General features: G+C 57.5%; 20 protein-coding genes. 6 read left to right on the top strand and 14 right to left on the bottom strand.

Annotated features, from left to right (window positions below; genetic code table 11):
- Positions 1-78: 78 nt before the first annotated feature.
- A complete protein-coding gene (locus I9187_RS02315) occupies positions 79-726 on the bottom strand; it encodes an RluA family pseudouridine synthase (protein WP_171180192.1) in 648 nt (215 codons plus the stop codon).
- Between the two features lie 92 nt (positions 727-818).
- Here I9187_RS02315 and I9187_RS02310 point away from each other — a divergent pair, with 92 nt between their 5' ends.
- Both I9187_RS02310 and I9187_RS02305 read left to right on the top strand, forming a co-directional pair.
- Entirely contained in the window at positions 819-1,229 is a 411-nt protein-coding gene (locus tag I9187_RS02310; RefSeq protein WP_171180195.1) for a nuclear transport factor 2 family protein, read from the top strand.
- A gap of 2 nt (positions 1,230-1,231) precedes the next feature.
- Positions 1,232-1,942 carry an SGNH/GDSL hydrolase family protein gene (locus I9187_RS02305; protein WP_171180197.1) on the top strand — a complete coding sequence of 237 codons (711 nt, stop codon included), beginning with the start codon at positions 1,232-1,234 and terminating at the stop codon, positions 1,940-1,942.
- Here the strand turns inward: I9187_RS02305 and rarD are convergent.
- The 13 genes from rarD to I9187_RS02240 form a co-directional block, all read right to left on the bottom strand.
- Positions 1,933-2,838: an EamA family transporter RarD gene (gene rarD, locus I9187_RS02300; RefSeq protein ID WP_171620043.1), complete on the bottom strand. Its 906-nt coding sequence runs from the start codon at positions 2,836-2,838 to the stop codon at positions 1,933-1,935. The genes I9187_RS02305 and rarD overlap by 10 nt on opposite strands.
- A gap of 265 nt (positions 2,839-3,103) precedes the next feature.
- Positions 3,104-5,557 (bottom strand): FAD-dependent oxidoreductase, encoded by a 2,454-nt coding sequence (locus tag I9187_RS02295; RefSeq protein ID WP_171180202.1) that lies wholly within the window; start codon positions 5,555-5,557, stop codon positions 3,104-3,106.
- A gap of 90 nt (positions 5,558-5,647) precedes the next feature.
- Positions 5,648-6,625, bottom strand: coding sequence for a helix-turn-helix domain-containing protein (locus tag I9187_RS02290; RefSeq protein ID WP_209940049.1), 978 nt, complete (start codon positions 6,623-6,625; stop codon positions 5,648-5,650).
- Positions 6,626-6,633: 8 nt separating this feature from the next.
- Complete coding sequence (locus tag I9187_RS02285) at positions 6,634-7,527, bottom strand: homocysteine S-methyltransferase family protein (protein ID WP_171180205.1); 894 nt, start codon at positions 7,525-7,527, stop codon at positions 6,634-6,636.
- Positions 7,524-8,591, bottom strand: a complete 1,068-nt coding sequence (locus I9187_RS02280; RefSeq protein WP_209509680.1) for an alcohol dehydrogenase family protein — start codon at positions 8,589-8,591, stop codon at positions 7,524-7,526. Before I9187_RS02280 ends, I9187_RS02285 begins: the two co-directional genes overlap by 4 nt.
- A gap of 1 nt (position 8,592) precedes the next feature.
- A complete protein-coding gene (locus tag I9187_RS02275) occupies positions 8,593-9,069 on the bottom strand; it encodes a cupin domain-containing protein (RefSeq protein ID WP_171180209.1) in 477 nt (158 codons plus the stop codon).
- Positions 9,070-9,087: 18 nt separating this feature from the next.
- Entirely contained in the window at positions 9,088-11,535 is a 2,448-nt protein-coding gene (locus I9187_RS02270) for an FAD-dependent oxidoreductase (RefSeq protein ID WP_171180211.1), read from the bottom strand.
- 16 nt (positions 11,536-11,551) lie between these two features.
- A complete protein-coding gene (locus I9187_RS02265) occupies positions 11,552-11,932 on the bottom strand; it encodes a GFA family protein (RefSeq protein ID WP_171180213.1) in 381 nt (126 codons plus the stop codon).
- Between the two features lie 4 nt (positions 11,933-11,936).
- A complete protein-coding gene (locus tag I9187_RS02260) occupies positions 11,937-12,560 on the bottom strand; it encodes a LysE family transporter (protein WP_171180215.1) in 624 nt (207 codons plus the stop codon).
- Positions 12,560-13,129 carry an XRE family transcriptional regulator gene (locus I9187_RS02255; protein ID WP_171180216.1) on the bottom strand — a complete coding sequence of 190 codons (570 nt, stop codon included), beginning with the start codon at positions 13,127-13,129 and terminating at the stop codon, positions 12,560-12,562. Before I9187_RS02255 ends, I9187_RS02260 begins: the two co-directional genes overlap by 1 nt.
- Before the next feature lie 145 nt (positions 13,130-13,274).
- Positions 13,275-13,817, bottom strand: a complete 543-nt coding sequence (locus tag I9187_RS02250) for a GNAT family N-acetyltransferase (protein WP_209509681.1) — start codon at positions 13,815-13,817, stop codon at positions 13,275-13,277.
- 99 nt (positions 13,818-13,916) lie between these two features.
- Positions 13,917-14,372, bottom strand: coding sequence for a GAF domain-containing protein (locus I9187_RS02245; protein ID WP_171180220.1), 456 nt, complete (start codon positions 14,370-14,372; stop codon positions 13,917-13,919).
- 73 nt (positions 14,373-14,445) lie between these two features.
- Positions 14,446-15,618 (bottom strand): acetyl-CoA C-acyltransferase, encoded by a 1,173-nt coding sequence (locus I9187_RS02240; protein WP_209509682.1) that lies wholly within the window; start codon positions 15,616-15,618, stop codon positions 14,446-14,448.
- 103 nt (positions 15,619-15,721) lie between these two features.
- On the opposite strand from I9187_RS02240, the gene I9187_RS02235 reads away from it, so the two are divergent.
- From I9187_RS02235 to I9187_RS02225, 4 genes are all read left to right on the top strand, one after another.
- Positions 15,722-16,060 (top strand): STAS domain-containing protein, encoded by a 339-nt coding sequence (locus tag I9187_RS02235; RefSeq protein WP_171180223.1) that lies wholly within the window; start codon positions 15,722-15,724, stop codon positions 16,058-16,060.
- A gap of 15 nt (positions 16,061-16,075) precedes the next feature.
- Complete coding sequence (locus tag I9187_RS02230) at positions 16,076-16,441, top strand: ATP-binding protein (protein ID WP_245222920.1); 366 nt, start codon at positions 16,076-16,078, stop codon at positions 16,439-16,441.
- The gene (locus tag I9187_RS22175) at positions 16,411-16,530 is read left to right on the top strand and encodes a hypothetical protein (protein ID WP_348540063.1); all 120 of its coding nucleotides are present in this window, start codon (positions 16,411-16,413) and stop codon (positions 16,528-16,530) included. The genes I9187_RS02230 and I9187_RS22175 overlap by 31 nt, the downstream gene beginning before the upstream one ends.
- Positions 16,531-16,742: 212 nt before the next feature.
- Complete coding sequence (locus I9187_RS02225) at positions 16,743-18,320, top strand: gamma-glutamyltransferase family protein (protein ID WP_171180228.1); 1,578 nt, start codon at positions 16,743-16,745, stop codon at positions 18,318-18,320.
- The last annotated feature ends 25 nt before the right edge of the window (positions 18,321-18,345 follow it).

The raw sequence follows: 18,345 nt of genomic DNA, 5'->3' as shown, positions 1-18,345 counted from the left end.
TATCACGGCCAGGGTGTTGGGTCTCAAGCAACAATCCAGTGAGATCGGCAATTAGCCGCCAACTGGGATGCGAATTCTTCAAAAATCGGCCCCGGCACGAAATTTCATTGAAACCCCGCCTTCTGGGTGTTTCAGGCGCAGTTCTTCCGAATGCAGCATCAGCCTTGGGAAATCCGCCGCCGCACCCGTTGCATAAAACGGGTCACCCAGAATCGGATGACCCAGCGCCTGCATATGAACCCGCAACTGATGAGACCGTCCGGTTTTGGGAAACAGGCGCACACGCGTTGTTTCGCCCTCATGTTTTACAACGCGCCAATCGGTGAGCGCAGGCTTTCCGGTGTCATGGCAGACCATTTGTCGGGGCCGGTTGGGCCAGTCCACAATCAAAGGCAGGTCCACTGTGCCGGTCTTTGGCTCCAAGCGCCCCCAGACACGAGCGACGTAGGTTTTGCGTGTCTGACGCTGTTCGAACTGCATACTCAGGTTGCGCTGTGCATGGGGCGTTTGGGCAAAAACCATGACACCGGATGTATCCCGGTCCAGCCGATGCACCAGCAATGCCTGGGGAAAAGCCGCCTGCACCCGCGTCAGAAGACAATCCGCCAGATGTTCACCACGCCCCGGCACCGAAAGCAGGCCAGACGGTTTGTTCACCACAATGAGTTGCGCGTCTTCGTGCAAGATATCCAGCGGGGTTTGAGGGGGGTCATAGGTCTCGCTCATGCGGGCCTGCCTATCGCAGCCCGTGACCTCCCGCAACGTCGTCCTTGCCTGTGACCAGAAGTTCAGTGACCTTCTGCACAGGAGGAAACGACATGCACCCGACCATCGAACGAATGCAAGAGGTTGTCGCCAAAGGCGATGAATCCCTGATCCACGCGCTGTTGGCCGAGGACGTTCAGTTCCTGCCCCCGACCTATTACAGCACCTGGACCGGGCGTGCGCCTGTGACCGCCGTTCTGGGACATGTTGGTCAGGTGTTTTCAGACTTCCGCTATCGCCGCATCATGGGCGAAGGAAAAGACTGGGCGTTGGAATTCCAGTGCAAGGTCGGCGATCTTGACGGGATCGGGGTGGATCTGATCACGCTGAACGACGAAGGCTTGATTCAGACCTTCGAGGTCGTGATGCGCCCTTACAAAACAGTGGGTGCGTTACGAGAAGCGATGATGGCGCGCGTGATGACCGACGCACGCTTTCTTAAGTTCAAAGACGCCCTGAGCTGACTATGCGCGGTTTGATTGCAGCCGATCAGGTCCTGCGCATTCCCCTGCTGCCGGTTTTGGCGGCACAGGGTCTTTCTGTGCGCCGCAACGCTCAGATGTTGCCTGAACCGGCTGGTCCGCGAACGGGCAGATCAGGTCGCGGACCACGCCTGCGCCTGCTCATCTGCGGCGACAGCTCGGCTGCTGGCGTTGGGGCCGGAACCCAAGCGCAGGCTCTGTCAGGGCAGCTGGTTGACCGGCTGGCCAAACACTATTCGGTCGAGTGGCAATTGAAAGCGGCCACGGGGCACACAACACTGGACACACTCGACCGCCTGAAAAGCGTGCAGGGGGAGTTCGACGCAGTTGTCACGGCCTTAGGCGTCAATGATGTGACCCGCGCCGTTACATCCCGACAATTTGCGCACCGCCAAACGCAGCTTATCAATGCTTTGTCCAACGATCTGGGAGCGCGACGCATTGTCGTAACCGGAGTTCCACAAATGAACAGGTTCCCGGCCTTGTCCCATCCTTTGGCCTGGGTCCTTGGCCGTCAGGCGGCCCGGCTGGATCAGGCGCTGCAGCAGGTTGTGTCCGCTCACCCCCATGTCTGGCATCTGAAACTCGATCTGCCGGATGACCCGGCGCTTGCTGCCCCGGACGGCTATCATCCCAGTCCACACGCCTACGCCCTTTGGGCAGACGCCGCAGCGCAACTGTTGCGTCAGGCCTGAGCCCGCGCCTGCCGGATCATCGGGATCGAATAGACAATCAACGCCGCCCAGATTAGCGGGAAAGCGATCATCCGACCGGTGTCGATCTTTTCGCCAAACACAGTGATTGCCGTCACAAAGATCATGGTCGGCGCGATGTACTGCAGGATACCCATCGTGGACAGCCGCACCAGCTTGGCACCGTTTGCATAAACCAGCAGCGGCACGGCCGTCACGATTCCGGCGCAGGACAACAGCAAGGTATCGGAAAGAGCCACGCCAAATTTTCCCGTACCCTGCACACCCAGAAATGTGACGTAGACCAAAGCCGGGATCAAAAGGATCAGCACCTCAAGCAAGAATCCTTGATTGGGTCCAATTGGCAGAGATCGTTTGAAAAAAGCGTAAAATCCCCAGCTGACCATTAGACCAAGCGCAGCCCAAGGTAGTCGACCCGCTTCCAGGACCAAAACCAACACACCCAAAGCGGCCAGACCTACGGCCACCAATTGCGTCCGCGTCAATGGCTCGCGCAACAAAATCGCGCCAAGCGCGATGCTGAAAAGCGGGTTGATATAGTATCCCAGGGCTGCATCCAACGCGTGCCCAGTCGAAATCGCCCAAACATAAATCGCCCAGTTCACCGAGATCAGCGCTGCCGTCAATGCAGCCATCCCCAACATCTTCGGATTGGTCAGAGCCGCCTTAAGGTCCCTAGTGCGCCCGAGAATAACCAACAGCAACCCGGCCACCGGAACCGACCAAATAATGCGATGGGCCACAACCTCAACCGGCCCGATATGGTCCAGCGCTTTCAGGTAAAGCGGCAGAAACCCCCACAAAACATAGGCGGTAACCGCAAGCGCAAGGCCCTTCGGGGTATCTGCATTCTGAGAAGCAGGAGGCGTGTTTGCCACAGTAAGTCTCCGGTAAGTACCGGACACACTTACGGCAGTTCAGGTCAACTTGAAAACTCTGAAAACCGTGAAGTCGTACATAACGAATAGTGATGGGTCGATCTCAGACGTCGCTTGGAAACTCATGTTAGTGCAGCGAGGCGCTGCCTCGCGCTCCGAGGTATTTTTAGGCCAGATGAACAAGGGATCCTACATTCATCTGGCCCCAAATACCTCGGGGGAGTCGCCCGAGAAGGGCGGCGGGGGCAGTGCCCCCTCGCCATTGTCAGACTTTCACGCGCTCGGATTTTGGGTCGTACATCGGCTTAAGCGAAGCTTCTGCTCTAACCTTCACCCCACAGACATCGATCTCATAAGTGGATGCCAGAACGTCCGCAGCCTTTTCGCCTTCGCATGGGACATAACCCAGACCAATGGCACCGCCCAATGTGTGGCCATAGTTGCCCGAACTCAGATAGCCCACATATTCGCCATCGCGGACAATTGGTTCGTTGTGGAACAGCAGCGGTTCGGCGTCTGTTAACTTGAACTGCACCAACCGGTTCTTGGGGCCACTTTCCTTGCGGGCAATCACGGCTTCCCGACCGATGAAGTCGCTGCCCTTGTCCACCTTGACGGCAAAGCCAAGACCCGCATCCACCACATGATCCTCGCAGGTGATGTCGTGCCCGAAATGGCGGAAGCCTTTTTCGATACGGGCGCTGTCCATCATGTGCATCCCGCACAGCTTCAGCCCCATATCCTGTCCGGCCTCGTGGAGGGTTTCGAATACATGGCCTGCCATGTCCGCAGAAACATAGATCTCCCATCCAAGCTCGCCCACATAGGTGACGCGATGCGCACGCGCCAGGCCCATTCCGATCTCAATCTCCTGCGCAGTGCCGAAGGGGTTGGCCGCGTTGGTGAAATCGTTGGGCGACACTTTCTCGAGCAGAGCACGCGAGTTGGGCCCCATAACGGCCAAAACACCCTCACCTGCTGTGACATCGGTGATCACGACGTTGAAATCGCCCGCGTGGCGCATCATCCAGGTTTGATCTGCCAGACGTGTCGCGGCAGGAGTCACGACCAGATATGCGGTTTCGCTCAGGCGTGTGACAGTCACATCGGCTTCGATCCCGCCGGCACGGTTCAGAAACTGCGTGTAGACAATCTTGCCATTAGGTACCGAGTAGTCGCCACCACCGATATAGTTCATGAACTTTTCGGCGTCGGGACCTTCGACGCGGACCTTGCCGAAAGACGACATGTCATACATGCCGACATTTTCGCGCACGGCGCGGTGTTCAGCAGCCGAGTTCTTGAACCAGTTCTGACGCTTCCAGCTATACTGGTATGCGCGCTCTTGCCCTTCACCCGCGAACCAGTTGGCGCGCTCCCAACCAGCCAACTCGCCCATGACAGCACCCTGTTCCAAAAGGTGGTGGTGGAACGGCGTTCGACGCACACCGCGCGCAGTGGCTTTTTGACGATAGGGGAAGTGGTCGGCATACAGCAGCCCCAGCGTCTCTTTCGAGCGTTCGAAGAGGTACTTTTTATTGCCCTGGAACGGCTGCATCCGGCTGATGTCCACATCGCCCAGATCAAAGGGTTTCTCGCCTGTGTCCATCCATTCAGCCAGCGCCATACCCGCGCCACCGGCAGACTGAATACCGATCGAGTTGAAGCCCGCAGCGACCCATACATTATCCATCTCGGGCGCAAGGCCTAAATGATAGGCATCGTCAGGTGTGAACGATTCCGGGCCGTTGAAGAAAGTGTGGATACCGGCTTCGGCCAGCATCGGCATCCGCTCACACGCAGCTTCGAGGATCGGCTCAAAATGGTCGAAGTCTTCGGGGAGTTGATCGAATTCGAACGTGTCCGGGATGCCGTCCATTGCCCACGGTTTCGCGTTGGGTTCGAACGCGCCCAGCAGGATTTTACCTGCATCTTCTTTGTAATACGCGCATTCGTCAGGCACACGCAGCACTGGCAGTTGGGTCAGACCGTCGATATTTTCGGTCACGATATAGAAATGCTCGCACGCATGAAGCGGCACGTTGGTACCCGCCATGCGGCCTACCTCGTGGCCCCACATCCCGGCGCAGTTCACCACCATGTCGCATTCGATATGGCCCGAAGCGCTGCCGTCATCCGCGACCCAATCCACCCCGGTGACAGAACGGCCCTGCTTGACGATGTCAGTGACTTTAACCCGTTCCTTCACGACGGCGCCGCGTTGCCGTGCACCTTTGGCCAGCGCCAGTGCGATATTGGCGGGATCACCCTGGCCGTCCAGCGGCAGGTAAACGGCCCCTTTGACGCCATCGAGATTGATATGCGGATACAGCTCCTGAACGCGTTCGTTCGAGATTTCTTCGACCTCGACACCAAAGGCGCGCGCCATGGCCGCCTGACGGTAAATCTCTTCCTTGCGCTCGTCGGTCAAAGCCACGGTGATTGATCCACAGCGTTTGAAGCCCGTGGCAACGCCGGTTTCTTCTTCCAGAGATCCGTAAAGTTCCTGGCTGTATTTCGCCAGCTTGGTCATGTTCGCAGTGGCACGCAGTTGTGCGATCAAACCCGCCGCGTGCCATGTGGTACCGCTGGTTAGCTGTTTTCGTTCCAGAAGAACAACATCCTTCCAGCCCTTTTTGGTCAGGTGATAGGCAACAGAACATCCGATGACACCGCCGCCAATTATGACCACGCGGGCCTTGCTGGGAAGATCAACCATGATGACGACTCCGATAGTGTTTGGTCTGCGGAAGGATGCCATAGGAGGTCGACAGGAAATGCACCAAAAACGTCACCAAATTCGTGAAAATCATCTTTGGTTGGTCTGACGCCTGTCCCGCCTCATGACAAACGGAGTAACCCCGAAGAAGCTCTTGTAAACAGAAGAAAATCCGTTTGGAAACCCACAAGCCATACCGATTTCGCGCACGCTCATCGTGGTGTTCATAAGCAAGTTGTTGGCCTTTGCCAGACGCATTTCACGATAAAACCCATTGGGCGTGGTGCCCAAAAAGGATTTGAACTTACGCTCCAACGACCGATTCGACAGGTTCAGATCCTCGACAATCTGCTGGATGGGCAGCGGATCTTCGATGTTCTCTTGCATCAGTTTGATGCACTGATCCAGTTTTGCATCTCCGGTGGCCGAGGTTTTTGCCCCGGAAAACGGCTGCATGGAAGAAAAGTCGCGAATCTGCTCATGCAGCATGATATCCGCGACGGTCATTTTCGCCGGCCCCGAGATGTGCCGCCCGATGACAGCCAGTGCGATGTCCGCAGTCGCACCCATGCCCGCACATGTGACCACAGGTCCGTTCTCTGTGGCAATCAGAAGTTTCGCCTCAAACCGGGCGCCGCGCTCACGCAGGAAAGAGGCATTTTCCCAATGGGTTGCCAGGTCTTCGGTGCCTTTTTCATCTATGTAACGGCTGGCGGCTTCAGACAGCAGAAAAACCTGTGCACCACGGTACGTATAATCCGAGACAGTGCGCCCAAGCGACAGGTCGGGTTGATCCGGGTCGGAATTGCCGATGACAAATAGATAGTCCGCCTTGGGCTGCTGCGGCACAATTGAGGTCGAAACAACCGCGTCACTGCTGCTGGCCACATCGCCACCGCGCAGCGACCGGTACGAATATGTGAAAGGTGGAGAAGCACAAACACGGTTCGCCACACGCAGAACATCCACCAGCGAGGCTAGCTCAAGCAGCACAAAACCGGGCGCGACCAGTATGTCGAAATGCTGGATCGTCTGCTTTGGGCTTCTCTGTGTCGCTTCTACTGTCATCTGTGTGCTCAGACGATATTGTGCCCGGCCGCCCGCAAACGGTTGGCCAGTGTTTCGATATGATCCGGGCCGATTTCGCAGCATCCGCCAACAATAGTAGCACCCTGACCGATCCAACGCATCGCGTGATCTGCATAAGCGTCCGGGCCAAGATCGTGACGTTGTTCCAATGCGTCCACTGTCGGCGCATCTTCGAGGAACCCGTCCGAGATATGCGTGAACCCATTGGCATAGGCCCCAAATGGCAGAGACATGCCGGACAGGATCTCCAACGCGGCCGGGATCGCTTCGGGACGCGAACAGTTGATCAACAGCGCATCCGGGGAAAACTCTTTGATAAGCGGAGCAATATCCGCCAAGGGCTCTCCCGACCTGAGGAAACGACCGTCGTCATCATTTACTGAAAGAGAAAGCCATACCGGCTTGCCACATTCCGACGTACCCCGTAGCGCACCTTCGGCTTCAAGTACTGATGACACCGTCTCGATCAGAAACAGATCTACGTGATCCGCCATAAGGCCAACCAGTTCCGCAAATTTCTCACCAGCATCGATTGGGTCGGGCTTCAGGTCAGGTCTGTACGATGCCAGCAAAGGCCCCAATGATCCGGCAACGCGCCCTTGCCGACCCTCGCAAGCCGCTTGTGCTTGCGAGACGGCTGTATCAACAAGGGCCTCAAGCTGATCTTCGATGTTTTCAAACCGCAGTCGCGACCGGTGAACCGCATATGTGTTGGTGGTCGCAATGGTGGCCCCGCGCCGAAAATATTCGGCGTGAACTTCGCGCACCAATTCGGGGTGTTCAATCATGACACGGGTTGACCAAAGCGCCGTTGGAGCATTGCCACTGAGCTTAACCAGTTCCTGCCCGATCGAACCATCCAAAAGGGTGATATCTGTCATGCTATCGCTCCTTGAGGCAAAAGAACCAGCTTGCCCGGTAAGGTCTTGGATTGGAAGTCCGCTTGCGCCTGGGCGATATCCTTTAACGGATAGGTGCAAGAGATCAACGGTTTGATCCGTCCCGAATTCATCAATTCGACAAGACGTCCAAAGACTTCAGGGCTTTGATGGGTGCACCCGTGAATTGTGATGTCGCGCAAGTAGATATCCCGCAGATCGGCCTGAACAATTGGGCCTGCGATTGCACCCGACACGGCGTAGTGCCCTCCGGGTTTCAGGACAAGGATCAGCGATGCCCAAGCAGGACCACCAACGACGTCAATGACCACATCAAAGATGTCTTGAGGCAGCGGTTCACTACGGTCAAACGTAGCTCTTGCCCCCTGGGACATGACGACCTTGGCTTTCGCAGCGCCCGTTACGCCCCATACAGTGGCCCCGCGCAGTGACGCGAGCTGTACAGCGGCCAGACCGACACCACCTGACGCACCAGTGATCAAGACCTTTTGCCCTGCAGTCACGCCTGCGCGGGTCAGCAGGTTTTCGGCGGTTCCAAAGGCGCAGGGTATGGCTGCAATTTCAACATCCGACAAGGGCGAGGTGCTGACGTCGTACAGATCATCCGCCTCTACTAGACAGTATTGGGCAAACGCGCCGTCGATCTCTGACCCCAGCGCAACGAACCCCCGAGGATGTCCGGGACGCGGGCGCGGAAGGTTGATCGGGCAGGTTACGCGTTGGCCCGGGCTGAAATGAACTCCTTCGCCCACCATCTCGACAATGCCGCACAGATCCCCACCCTGAATGCGGGGGAAGTGCAAGGCACCGCCCCACCCACCGGCTTCGACGTCTTGCTCCACGGTATCCGTAGCGCCGGTCACATCCGACGAGTACCAGCCGACACGCGTGTTGATATCCGTATTGTTCACACCGGCCGCGGCAACCCGAACAAGCACCTGGCCCGGACCGGGCTTTGGCACCGGAATATCTTCGCGCCACTCCAAGACTTCGGGTCCACCGTGACCGGTCAGATAAACGCCAGACATGGTGTTGGGGATAGCCATCTCAGACCTCATCATCCGGGTGCGCGGGAACAGGCCCCATGGGAACGATATCGTACCTTGCGTTGACCTTCGCCATTTTGGCCTCATCGGCAAAGTCTGCCTCGGTCATCTTCGCGAGTTCGGCAAGGAACCCATCAAACCCTGACGGCTGAAAGATCATGAGCATTTTGGCAGGTGTATCAACTGCAATGCGGCACGCGTGCGGTACTCCGGGCGGAACGTGCATCGTGGTGCCCTGCCCGCATCGATGCCAGTCGCCGTCGACATAGAAGTCAACTTCACCTTCCAAAAAATAGAAGGTTTCGGCGTGCGTATCGTGGCGATGAAGGCCAAGCGCGAAGCTGGCCTTCAGATTGTCTTCCATAAGCGTGTATGCGCCGTCTGTGTCCTGACCTGACACCTTCACGAAGGTATGGTCATTTTCCCAGTCATAGTTGGGGCCCTCGCCGGGCCCCAGTTTGGCGTATCGTTTGCTCATGGCGGTCTCCGCAAGGGGTTAAGCGCGCAACCGCTCGTTCTCGGGATCCCAAAGCGGTTGATCCTGCTCTACCACAGCGCGGCACTTTTGGCCGTAGATTTCGACCTCAAGCTCGGTACCCGGGTTTGCAAGCTCAGCCTTAATCATGCCCAGAGCGATGGATTTGCCGACACGGTACCCCCATGCGCCCGACGTCGTCTCACCGACGATCTCGTCCCCCTGCCAGATGCAGGACATGTATGGCGCGTCGCAATCGCCAGCCTCAACAGTCAGGGTGACGAACGACTTCTTCACGCCTTGCTGCTTCTCGCTCAGGATCGCGGCCTTGCCGGGGAAGTCCTGCGGTTTGTCCAGTTTGACGAACCGCTCCAGCCCCCCTTCGAGCAGCGAGTAATCGCTCGACAAGTCGCCTTTCCACGCGCGGTAACCCTTTTCGATGCGCAGCGAGTTCAGGGCGTACATACCGAACGGCTTGGCCCCCGCATCAAGGATCGCGTCGTAGATCGCAGGCATATCCGCGTTGAGCGCATGAACCTCCCACCCCAACTCACCAGCAAAAGAAACGCGGATCAGGTGGGCCGGTTGGCCAGCCACGGTTGCGGCCTGATGGGTCAGCCAGCCCGAGGACAGATCGGCGTCGGTCAAACCCGACAGGATCTCACGCGATTTCGGGCCGGTGACGATCAGCGTGTCGCGGGTTGTGGTGACGTCCTCAACCGATACGCTGGCGGGCATTGCATTCACCAGAATATCCCGGTCATGCCATTGTGCCGTTGCGGCGGTGATCATGACGAACTCATCTTCGCCTAGGCGCAGACAGGACATTTCGGTCAGGATGCGGCCCCGGTCATCCGAAATGTAGACCAGATTGATACGGCCAACTTTGGGCAATCCACCTGTGATCAGACCGCGCAACGCCTCGGCAGCGCCTTCGCCTTTGACCATGAAACGCGAGAACCCTGGCAGATCAAGCACGCCACAATGGTCGCGTACGGCCTCGCATTCTTCTTTGATCCGCTGCTCCCACGGGCCGGAACGGCCCCAGGTATGCGTCGCCTCCAAAGATGTATCATCGCCCGGCTGCGCGAACCAGTTGGCACGTTCCCAGCCGTTATACACACCCATCACGCCGCCCAGCGCTTTGACCTTGTCATGTACCGGCGACAGCTTTTTGTCACGCGCGGCAGGCCATTCGTGGTGCGGGAAATGCATGGCGTATTCGTTGCCGTAGACTTCCATGCCTTTCTGGTTGCAATAGTCCTGATCGGTATAATCGGTGTAACGGCGCGGATCGACGGCCCACATGTCCCACTCGGTCGCGCCATCAACGATCCACTCGGCCAGCACCTTGCCCGCGCCACCGCCCTGCGCGATGCCAAAGGTAAAGCTGTGCGCCTCGAACGCGTTTTTCACACCCGGCATCGGACCAATCAGCGGCAGGCCATCCGGCGCGTAGGGGATCGGGCCGTTGATCACCCGGCCTACGCCCGACGTTGCCATCAGCGGCACCCGCTCCATTGCGTCGGTGACGATGTCCTCGATTCGATCCAGATCGTCATTCCAAAGCTGGAAGCTGAAATCCTCGGGCATCGGATCGTCTTCGGTCATCCAGTGGCCTTTGCAGTTGGGCTCGTAGGGGCCGAGGTTGAAGCCGTTCTTCTCCTGCCGCAGATAGTAGGAGACATCGACGTCCCGCAGCAGAGGCAGCTTGCCGCCGTGTTCCTTCGACCACGCTTCAACTTCGGGGACTTCATCAGTCAGCAGGTATTGGTGGCTCATCACCATGGCAGGCACAGTTCGGCCGCCGAATGGCTTGAACATCTCACCCACGCGCTGTGCATAGTAACCCGCGGCGTTCACTACGTAGTCACAGGCGATGTCGCCTTTGTCCGTATGCACGGTCCAGGTGCCATCGTCATGCTGCGTCACACCGGTCGCAGGACAGAAGCGGATGATCTTCTGACCCAAATCGCGCGCGCCTTTGGCCAGTGCCTGCGTCAGCTGCGCCGGGTCGATATCGCCGTCGGTGGGATCATACAAAACGCCCTCAAGGTCATGCGTCTCGAGGAACGGATAGTGCTCCTTGGCCTGTTCCGGGGTCCACATCTCCATCGGGATGCCCTGATAGCGGCCCATGGACATGGCGCGCTCGAACTCTTGCATCCGCTCTTTGCTATGCGCCAGACGGATGGAACCCGAAACGTGATAGTTCATCGGGTAGTCGACCTCTTCAGCCAAGCGCGAATACAGCTCGGTCGAGTAGCGCTGCATGTTCATGATCGCCCATGAGGTCGAGAAGGTCGGCACATTGCCCGCCGCGTGCCAAGTCGAGCCAGCAGTCAGCTCGTTCTTTTCCAGCAGAACGCAGTCGGTCCAGCCCTTCTTGGCCAGATGATAAAGGGACGAGCAGCCCACGACGCCGCCACCGATGATGACAACACGGGCTTTGGTTGGAAAGTCACTCATGTGTTTTGATCCTCTGTTACTGTGCCCGCTGGGGCAGATCGTCTGAGATGTCGTAGTAGTCACCTTTGTCAGCGACAAAGATGTGCTTTGAGAGTTTCAGGCCCGTAGGTTCGCTGAGCGCACCCATGGAAATCGAAATCGTGTCTTCGGCATTGTGCTGCCAGAACAGGAAAGAGCCACATTCACTGCAAAAGCCACGCCGCGCGGTATCTGACGCACGGAACCAACACAGCGTGTCGCTGGCGGAAAAGCTCAGGTTGTCCTGATGGGTCGAGGTCGAGGACCAGATATGGCCCGACTGCTTGCGACACTGGCCGCAATGGCAGGCCGAGGGCGGCGACAGCTCTCCATCGATCGTAAACGCAACCGCGCCGCACAGGCAGGAACCAGTATGCATTAGACTACCCCCTTGCTGTGGGCGTGGAGCTGGCCCCCAGCAACACGCCATAGATGATGAAACAGGTTGCCATCACGCGGCGAACCCAGATGTTGAACACAGCCCCTAGTGCCGCCTTGCCCATCAGCGCACCCAACAAGGTGAAGCCGGTATAGCTGAGCGTAGTGATGATCAGCGCGGTGGGCATGATCACCCCCATTTGCTGCCAGATCGGCACGTCAGGTTGCACGAATTGCGAAAAGGCAGCGAGGTATCCGGCCACGCTTTTAGGATTGATCGTCGCCACTGCCAGCGCGTGAAAATAGACATGCCGAGCAGGTCGTTCAGAGGCCGGCGCTGGTTTCGTAGCGTTCATCCAGCCTCGGATGCCGACCCAAATCAGGAAAGCGGCCCCCACAAGTTTGGCCGCGAAGAACCCGGTCGGTGACGCGGCGATCAGTGCGGTGATGCCCAGCGCCGACATGATCAGAAACGCGCTTGCTTGCGTCAGGATTGCCAGAACACCCAACATCGCCTTTGGGAAGGGCAAACTCATCCCGTTCGAGATACAATTGACCGCATTCGGACCCGGCGTGGTCACGAACACCACCCAAAACAGCGCGAATATGGTCCAGGCTTCAAAGCTCATCAATACACCGGCGGGGCAATGACCCAGATTGCCACTGCGTGCTCATCATAGGGGTTGGACCATTGGTAAGTTTCGTGTTTGATCCGAAAGCTGTCACCCGGGCCAACGGTAAATACGCGCGACCCGATGGTCAGATCCAACCGGCCCGAAATCATGTAGCCCACTTCCTGCGTCGGGCGATTAGCGGGCGTCTGCATCTTCGAATTGGGCTCGAACGTGGAATGCACCATTTCGAAATCATCGGTCAGATCAGGCGAAAGCAGTTCTTCGATCAACCCTTCTTCCCCCGACCCCATGGGCCGGCGCGTTCCCGCACGAACAACATATCCCTTCTCATCAACCGGAACCGCCGCATGAGCAAACAGCATCGACATAGGTACACCAAGGCATTCTGCGATCTGTCGCAGATCCGAGATGGAAGGGTCGGACATGTCCCGTTCAACCTGGCTGAGCCAACCGACCGAGCGCTCCAGCCGTGTCGCGATCTCGGTCAGGGTTAACCCACGCGCCTTGCGCAAGGCACGCAAGTCAGCACCCAATGTCGCGCTTTGTGGGGCTTGGTTGTTCACACAGACACTCCGAATCTCGTGAAATTTTTTATCCTTTTTTCACGATGAGGCAATTTAGTGAAAAATCCAAGCCTTTTTTCATGCACCCCTCATTCCGGATCGATGCGCACTCGGGCTTGCATCGCAGGTAATCTGCCTTTGGAAACTAAACAGCCGACGGCTCTGTCGGTTTACCGGTTTGGCAGACATACATCTCGGTATCTGCCGGCGCATTTTCACAAAGCAACACAAAGCCTGATTTTTGAAGAACGCGGGTGGAAGCCGGGTTATCACGTCCTACCCCGGCAACAAGGCGTGTGACCGGGCCCGGTGTCAACGCAGCGATCAGCCCATCCAAAAGCTCTGAGGCATAGCCATTGCCCCAGGCGTTTTCTGCGATCAGATAGCCGAGATGAATATTTGGGACTGCATTGAGACTTAACTCAGTAGCCAGAATCGTAAGTCCGATCAGATGATCATCTTGTCTTTGCCGCACCACCAGAACATCACTTTCAACGCAACGGGCGTCGATCCAGTGCGAAATGTCCCGATCCTGCAACTGCATGGATGGCGGCAAGCACTTCAAGACATTGGGTGTCAGCAATGTGCTGAGCTCGCTTTCGAGTTTCTGCCGCAGCAACGGGACCTGAAGTTCTTCCGTCCAATGATTGACCAAAAGGCGCGGTGTGGAGAACTGGTTTGGTGTCATGCCCGCTCCAACTCAAATTCGGCAGCTACACTGTATCAGATGCCGAGAAGAACCAAAACACAGCCACCATTGAACGAGTCTGAACCCATCCAAAAACTGCTACGCTGAAGCGAAGGTCTGTGACAGAATCGTCGACAGATTTTCCGCGTCATCGACCGAAAACGCATCCGGTTGATTGCTGTCGATGTCAAAAACCGCGATCACCTCACCCGCTGCGTTGCGAACGGGTAAAACCAACTCGGACCGAGTTGAAGAGGCGCACGCAATATGGCCGGGGAAGGCGTCGACATCCGGCACAAGCTGCACCTCACCTGTCCTTGCGGCGGCACCACAGACGCCCCGGTCAAATGGGATGACAAGGCAACCGTGCCCGCCTTGATAAGGGCCGATTTTCAACAAGCCAGGGTCAACGACCCGATAAAACCCTGTCCAGTCAAAGCGGTCATCGGAATGATGCACCTCGCACGCGACCGTGGCCATCAAAGCGACCAGATCCGTTTCGCCTTCAGTCAAGGCCGCGATTGTCTTGGTCAGGGTATCGTATTCGACTTTCATTGTTTCTTATCCATAGGGGCCGCGCGGGGGCCATGCCCCCGCACCCTCGAAGTATTTGGAAAAAGATGAAGGGTCAAACGCGTTCGATTGCTATCGCTGTGCCTTCGCCGCCGCCAATACAGATTGCCGCCACGCCGCGTTTGAGGTCCCGCTTCTCCAAAGCGTTCAGCAATGTGACCATGATGCGCGCGCCCGAGGCACCAATAGGATGACCCAACGCACAGGCCCCGCCATTCACATTCACTTTGTCGCGCGGCAGACCCATCTCATGCATGAACGCCATCGGCACAACCGCGAAGGCTTCGTTAACCTCCCACAAGTCAACGTCATCCTTGCTCCAACCGATGCGGGACAAAAGTTTCTGTGCGGCCGGAACCGGCGCAGTGGTAAAAAGCCCGGGCGCTTGCGCGTGACTTGCATGACCCAGAATACGTGCGCGCACCGCCAATCCTTGCGCTTCGGCTGCTTCGGCCGAGGCCAGGACAAGCGCTGCGGCGCCATCCGAAATCGAAGAGGAGTTGGCAGCCGTCACCGTGCCGTCCTTTCGAAACGCGGGTTTCAAGGTCGGGATTTTGTCAGGGCGGGCAGATTTCGGTTGCTCATCACAGTCCTGGACAATCTCGCCCTTACGCGTGCGAACTGTGACAGGCGCAATTTCCTGATCAAAGGCCCCGTTTTCCTGTGCGGTCAGGGCATTCGACAAAGATTGCAGAGCGTACTCATCCTGCGCTTCGCGTGTGAACTGATACGCTTCGGCACAGTCTTCGGCAAAGGTGCCCATCAGACGACCTTTGTCATAGGCATCTTCCAGCCCGTCCAGGAACATATGGTCGACCACCTGACCGTGGCCAATTCGGGCGCCGCCGCGCATCTTGGGCAGCAGGTAAGGAGCATTTGTCATACTCTCCATGCCGCCAGCGACCATTGTATCCGCATGGCCCAGCGCGATCTGATCAAAGGCGACCATCGCCGCTTTCATGCCCGAGCCGCACATCTTGTTTAACGTGGTCGCAGGAACTTCTTCGCCCAAACCAGCTGAAAATCCGGCCTGCCGCGCGGGGGCTTGGCCTTGCCCCGCAGGCAAAACACATCCCATCAGAACTTCATCGACGGTCTGGGCCCCGGCCTGGCGCAACGCAGCCCGGATTGCGTCCCCCCCCAGGTCGGCGGCGGCAACGCCATCGTACATGCCCTGAAAGCCACCCATCGGCGTTCTGGCGGCTCCTGTAATCACAACATCTTTCATCCGGGTTTTCCTCCTGCTTTCGGGTTCTTGAATACCGAATGGTAAGAATTGGCGTCTAGCGTATTTCTACGACTCATTTTTCAGTTTGGAGGGCGCCCGAGCCATGGGGCTGACCAGCACATCACACGGCCCAATACAGGTCATAACCGTGCATTCCGACCGGATCGATGCCGCGATGGCCATTCAGTTCAAGGAAGACATGCGCGCGGAAACCGAAAACGGCGCAGATCGGGTTGTGCTGAATTTGTCGGGGGTTGAGTTTATCGATTCCAGCGGTCTGGGCGCGATTGTGGCGTCGATGAAGCAACTGGGCAAAGACCGCAGGCTGGATCTGGCCGGACCGCAACCCGTGGTCCAGAAAGTCTTTCGCCTGACCCGGATGGACACCGTTTTCCGGCTGTTTGAAACACTGGACGACGCACTGTCGGACCCGGATGCGTGACCAAGGCAGGAGTGAATGGGCGTGGAGCCAATTTGTAACGAGACCTGCCTGGAACTAAGCTTCCCCGCAACAGACGCCGAAGCCAGCGCAGGTATCGCGCGGCTTAGCAGCGGTCTGGCAAACCATGGTTTGCCGCCTGATAAATCTGACGATGTGAAGATTGCATTGGCCGAAGCAATCAACAATGTGGTGGAACATGCTTACAAGGGCATTGCTCCGGCTAAGGTGCAGGTGACTTGTCGACTTGATCGGAATCGGCTGGACATCTTGATCTCGGATACCGGGCACCCGCTGCCTGGCCTACAAATGCCGGACGGAACGCCCGCGCCGCTGGGAAAACAACGCAAGATTTGCCGGAAGGGGGGTTTGGCTGGTTCCTGATTCACCAACTCACCAGTGACATCCAATATGAGCGCCGAGATGGGTGTAATCGGCTTTCGCTGCGGTTTAACTTCGGCAAAAGTGCGTAATCAGGCCCAATTGGTCACAATAACGCCATTTTCGAAACATTGTCGCGCCGCAAACAACCGCCATACAGTGACTCGTAGCTCAGATAGCTTCCCTCGGCGCCAATTATCACAGCCCCCACCCAGTGAACGGCGTCGAGGAACTTCTTCCCTGAAATTTCTGGACAATCCCCGATCAGTGAATAGCTTTCCCCTGTTCCAAGGAGAAAGAAACTATGCGGGATTTGCACAAACCAGGCCGGTCAGAAGTCTTTGCGACACAAGGGATGTGCGCAACCTCTCATCCGCTGGCGGCCAAAGTCGCAATCGACATTTTGGAACGGGGCGGCAACGCAATGGATGCTGCAATTGCCGGAGCGGTCCTTTTGGGAATTTGCGAACCGCAAATGACCGGACTGGGTGGCGATTGTTTTGTTCTGTTCAACCGCGCTGGAGAGAACCGGGTCCGCGCTCTGAACGGCTCGGGGCGGTCACCAGCCGGCTCGCAAGCACAGCCTTTGCGCGATCTTGGTCTGTCCTCTGTGCCACTGAACGGACCGGACTCCGTTACAATTCCGGGTGCCGTGGATGCGTTCTGCCATCTGGCAGAGGCCGAAGGCCGTTTGGGGTTGGAGGCAATCCTGTCCCCTGCAATTCACTACGCGGAAGCCGGCATTCCGGTTGCGCCCCGCGTTGCGTTTGACTGGAAGATTGGAGCTGCAACGCTGCAAGGTGCCGCGCGCGACCATTACCTGATCGATGGGCAAGCACCTGATGTCGGTCAAGTTTTTCGCGCACCTGGTCAGGCTGAAGTGTTGCGGCGCATCGCGCGCGAAGGACGCGATGCGTTTTATTCGGGCGCAATTGCCGAAGACATGATCGCTGCCGTGTCAGCGCAGGGCGGTGTGCATTCCGCCGACGACTTTCAAAACACGCAATTTACAGAAACGCAGCCCATGCGAGGGGCCTATAACGGGATCGAACTGGTTGAGCATCCGCCAAACGGCCAAGGCGCAACTGCAATTTTGTTGCTCAATATTCTGAAACATTTGGATCTGGCCAACATGGACCCCTTTGGCGCTGAACGGGTCCATATCGAGGCTGAGGCCACCAAGTTGGCCTATGACGCGCGCAACCGGTTCATCGCGGACCCGGACCATGTGTCCAAAGCCGAGCGTTTCCTTGACCCGGACTTAGCCGCAAAACTTGCCGCGCTTATTGATCCGAAACGCGCCATGCCTTCGGCGGCTCAACTGACCGAGGCTGTTCACAAGGACACCGTGTATATAACCGTCGTAGATCGCGACCAGATGGCGGTTTCGCTGATCTATTCGATTTTCCACAGCTTTGGGTCGGGGATCGCCTCGGAAAAATACGGCATATTGCTTCAGAACCGTGGCGCAGGCTTCACGCTGGAGCCGGGGCACCCGAACGAACTGAGCGGTGGCAAGCGTCCGATGCACACGATCATTCCAGGGATGCTGACCGAGAATGGCCGCATTATGATGCCATTTGGCGTGATGGGCGGAGCCTACCAGCCAACAGGCCACGCTAGATTTGTTTCAAACCTCAGGGATTTCGGACTTGAACTGCAAGAGAGCATCAACGCCCCCCGTGCGTTTTTCGACGGATCGGTTCTGAAACTGGAACGCGGCTACCCTGAAGGGGTTGCGAAACAATTATCGGAAATCGGACACACTATCGAAAGACCGGAAACGCCGCTTGGGGGTGCGCAGTCGATCCGAATCCGCGAAGATGGTATTTTGGAGGGGGCCAGCGACCCACGCAAGGACGGTTGCGCGCTTGGCTACTGATAAACGCGCAACCACGATCGCGTGG

It is taken from the genome of Ruegeria sp. HKCCE4148, assembly GCF_017872495.1.
Classification (GTDB): domain Bacteria; phylum Pseudomonadota; class Alphaproteobacteria; order Rhodobacterales; family Rhodobacteraceae; genus Ruegeria.
The sequence above is the reverse complement of the archived record's forward strand: the minus strand, read 5'-3'. Positions and strand labels throughout refer to the sequence as shown.

What these genes read in the sequence shown, in the direction of transcription:
- I9187_RS02280 (WP_209509680.1), bottom strand. Translation starts at nt 8,591, where the DNA reads ATGGCTATCCCCAACACCATGTCTGGCGTTTATCTGACCGGTCACGGT.
- I9187_RS02305 (WP_171180197.1), top strand. Translation starts at nt 1,232, where the DNA reads ATGCGCGGTTTGATTGCAGCCGATCAGGTCCTGCGCATTCCCCTGCTG.
- I9187_RS02310 (WP_171180195.1), top strand. Translation starts at nt 819, where the DNA reads ATGCACCCGACCATCGAACGAATGCAAGAGGTTGTCGCCAAAGGCGAT.
- I9187_RS02285 (WP_171180205.1), bottom strand. Translation starts at nt 7,527, where the DNA reads ATGACAGATATCACCCTTTTGGATGGTTCGATCGGGCAGGAACTGGTT.
- I9187_RS02240 (WP_209509682.1), bottom strand. Translation starts at nt 15,618, where the DNA reads ATGAAAGATGTTGTGATTACAGGAGCCGCCAGAACGCCGATGGGTGGC.
- I9187_RS02260 (WP_171180215.1), bottom strand. Translation starts at nt 12,560, where the DNA reads ATGAGCTTTGAAGCCTGGACCATATTCGCGCTGTTTTGGGTGGTGTTC.
- I9187_RS02315 (WP_171180192.1), bottom strand. Translation starts at nt 726, where the DNA reads ATGAGCGAGACCTATGACCCCCCTCAAACCCCGCTGGATATCTTGCAC.
- I9187_RS02235 (WP_171180223.1), top strand. Translation starts at nt 15,722, where the DNA reads ATGGGGCTGACCAGCACATCACACGGCCCAATACAGGTCATAACCGTG.
- I9187_RS02225 (WP_171180228.1), top strand. Translation starts at nt 16,743, where the DNA reads ATGCGGGATTTGCACAAACCAGGCCGGTCAGAAGTCTTTGCGACACAA.
- I9187_RS02230 (WP_245222920.1), top strand. Translation starts at nt 16,076, where the DNA reads ATGGGCGTGGAGCCAATTTGTAACGAGACCTGCCTGGAACTAAGCTTC.
- I9187_RS02290 (WP_209940049.1), bottom strand. Translation starts at nt 6,625, where the DNA reads ATGACAGTAGAAGCGACACAGAGAAGCCCAAAGCAGACGATCCAGCAT.
- I9187_RS02245 (WP_171180220.1), bottom strand. Translation starts at nt 14,372, where the DNA reads ATGAAAGTCGAATACGATACCCTGACCAAGACAATCGCGGCCTTGACT.
- I9187_RS02265 (WP_171180213.1), bottom strand. Translation starts at nt 11,932, where the DNA reads ATGCATACTGGTTCCTGCCTGTGCGGCGCGGTTGCGTTTACGATCGAT.
- I9187_RS02250 (WP_209509681.1), bottom strand. Translation starts at nt 13,817, where the DNA reads ATGACACCAAACCAGTTCTCCACACCGCGCCTTTTGGTCAATCATTGG.
- I9187_RS02270 (WP_171180211.1), bottom strand. Translation starts at nt 11,535, where the DNA reads ATGAGTGACTTTCCAACCAAAGCCCGTGTTGTCATCATCGGTGGCGGC.
- I9187_RS02275 (WP_171180209.1), bottom strand. Translation starts at nt 9,069, where the DNA reads ATGAGCAAACGATACGCCAAACTGGGGCCCGGCGAGGGCCCCAACTAT.
- I9187_RS02295 (WP_171180202.1), bottom strand. Translation starts at nt 5,557, where the DNA reads ATGGTTGATCTTCCCAGCAAGGCCCGCGTGGTCATAATTGGCGGCGGT.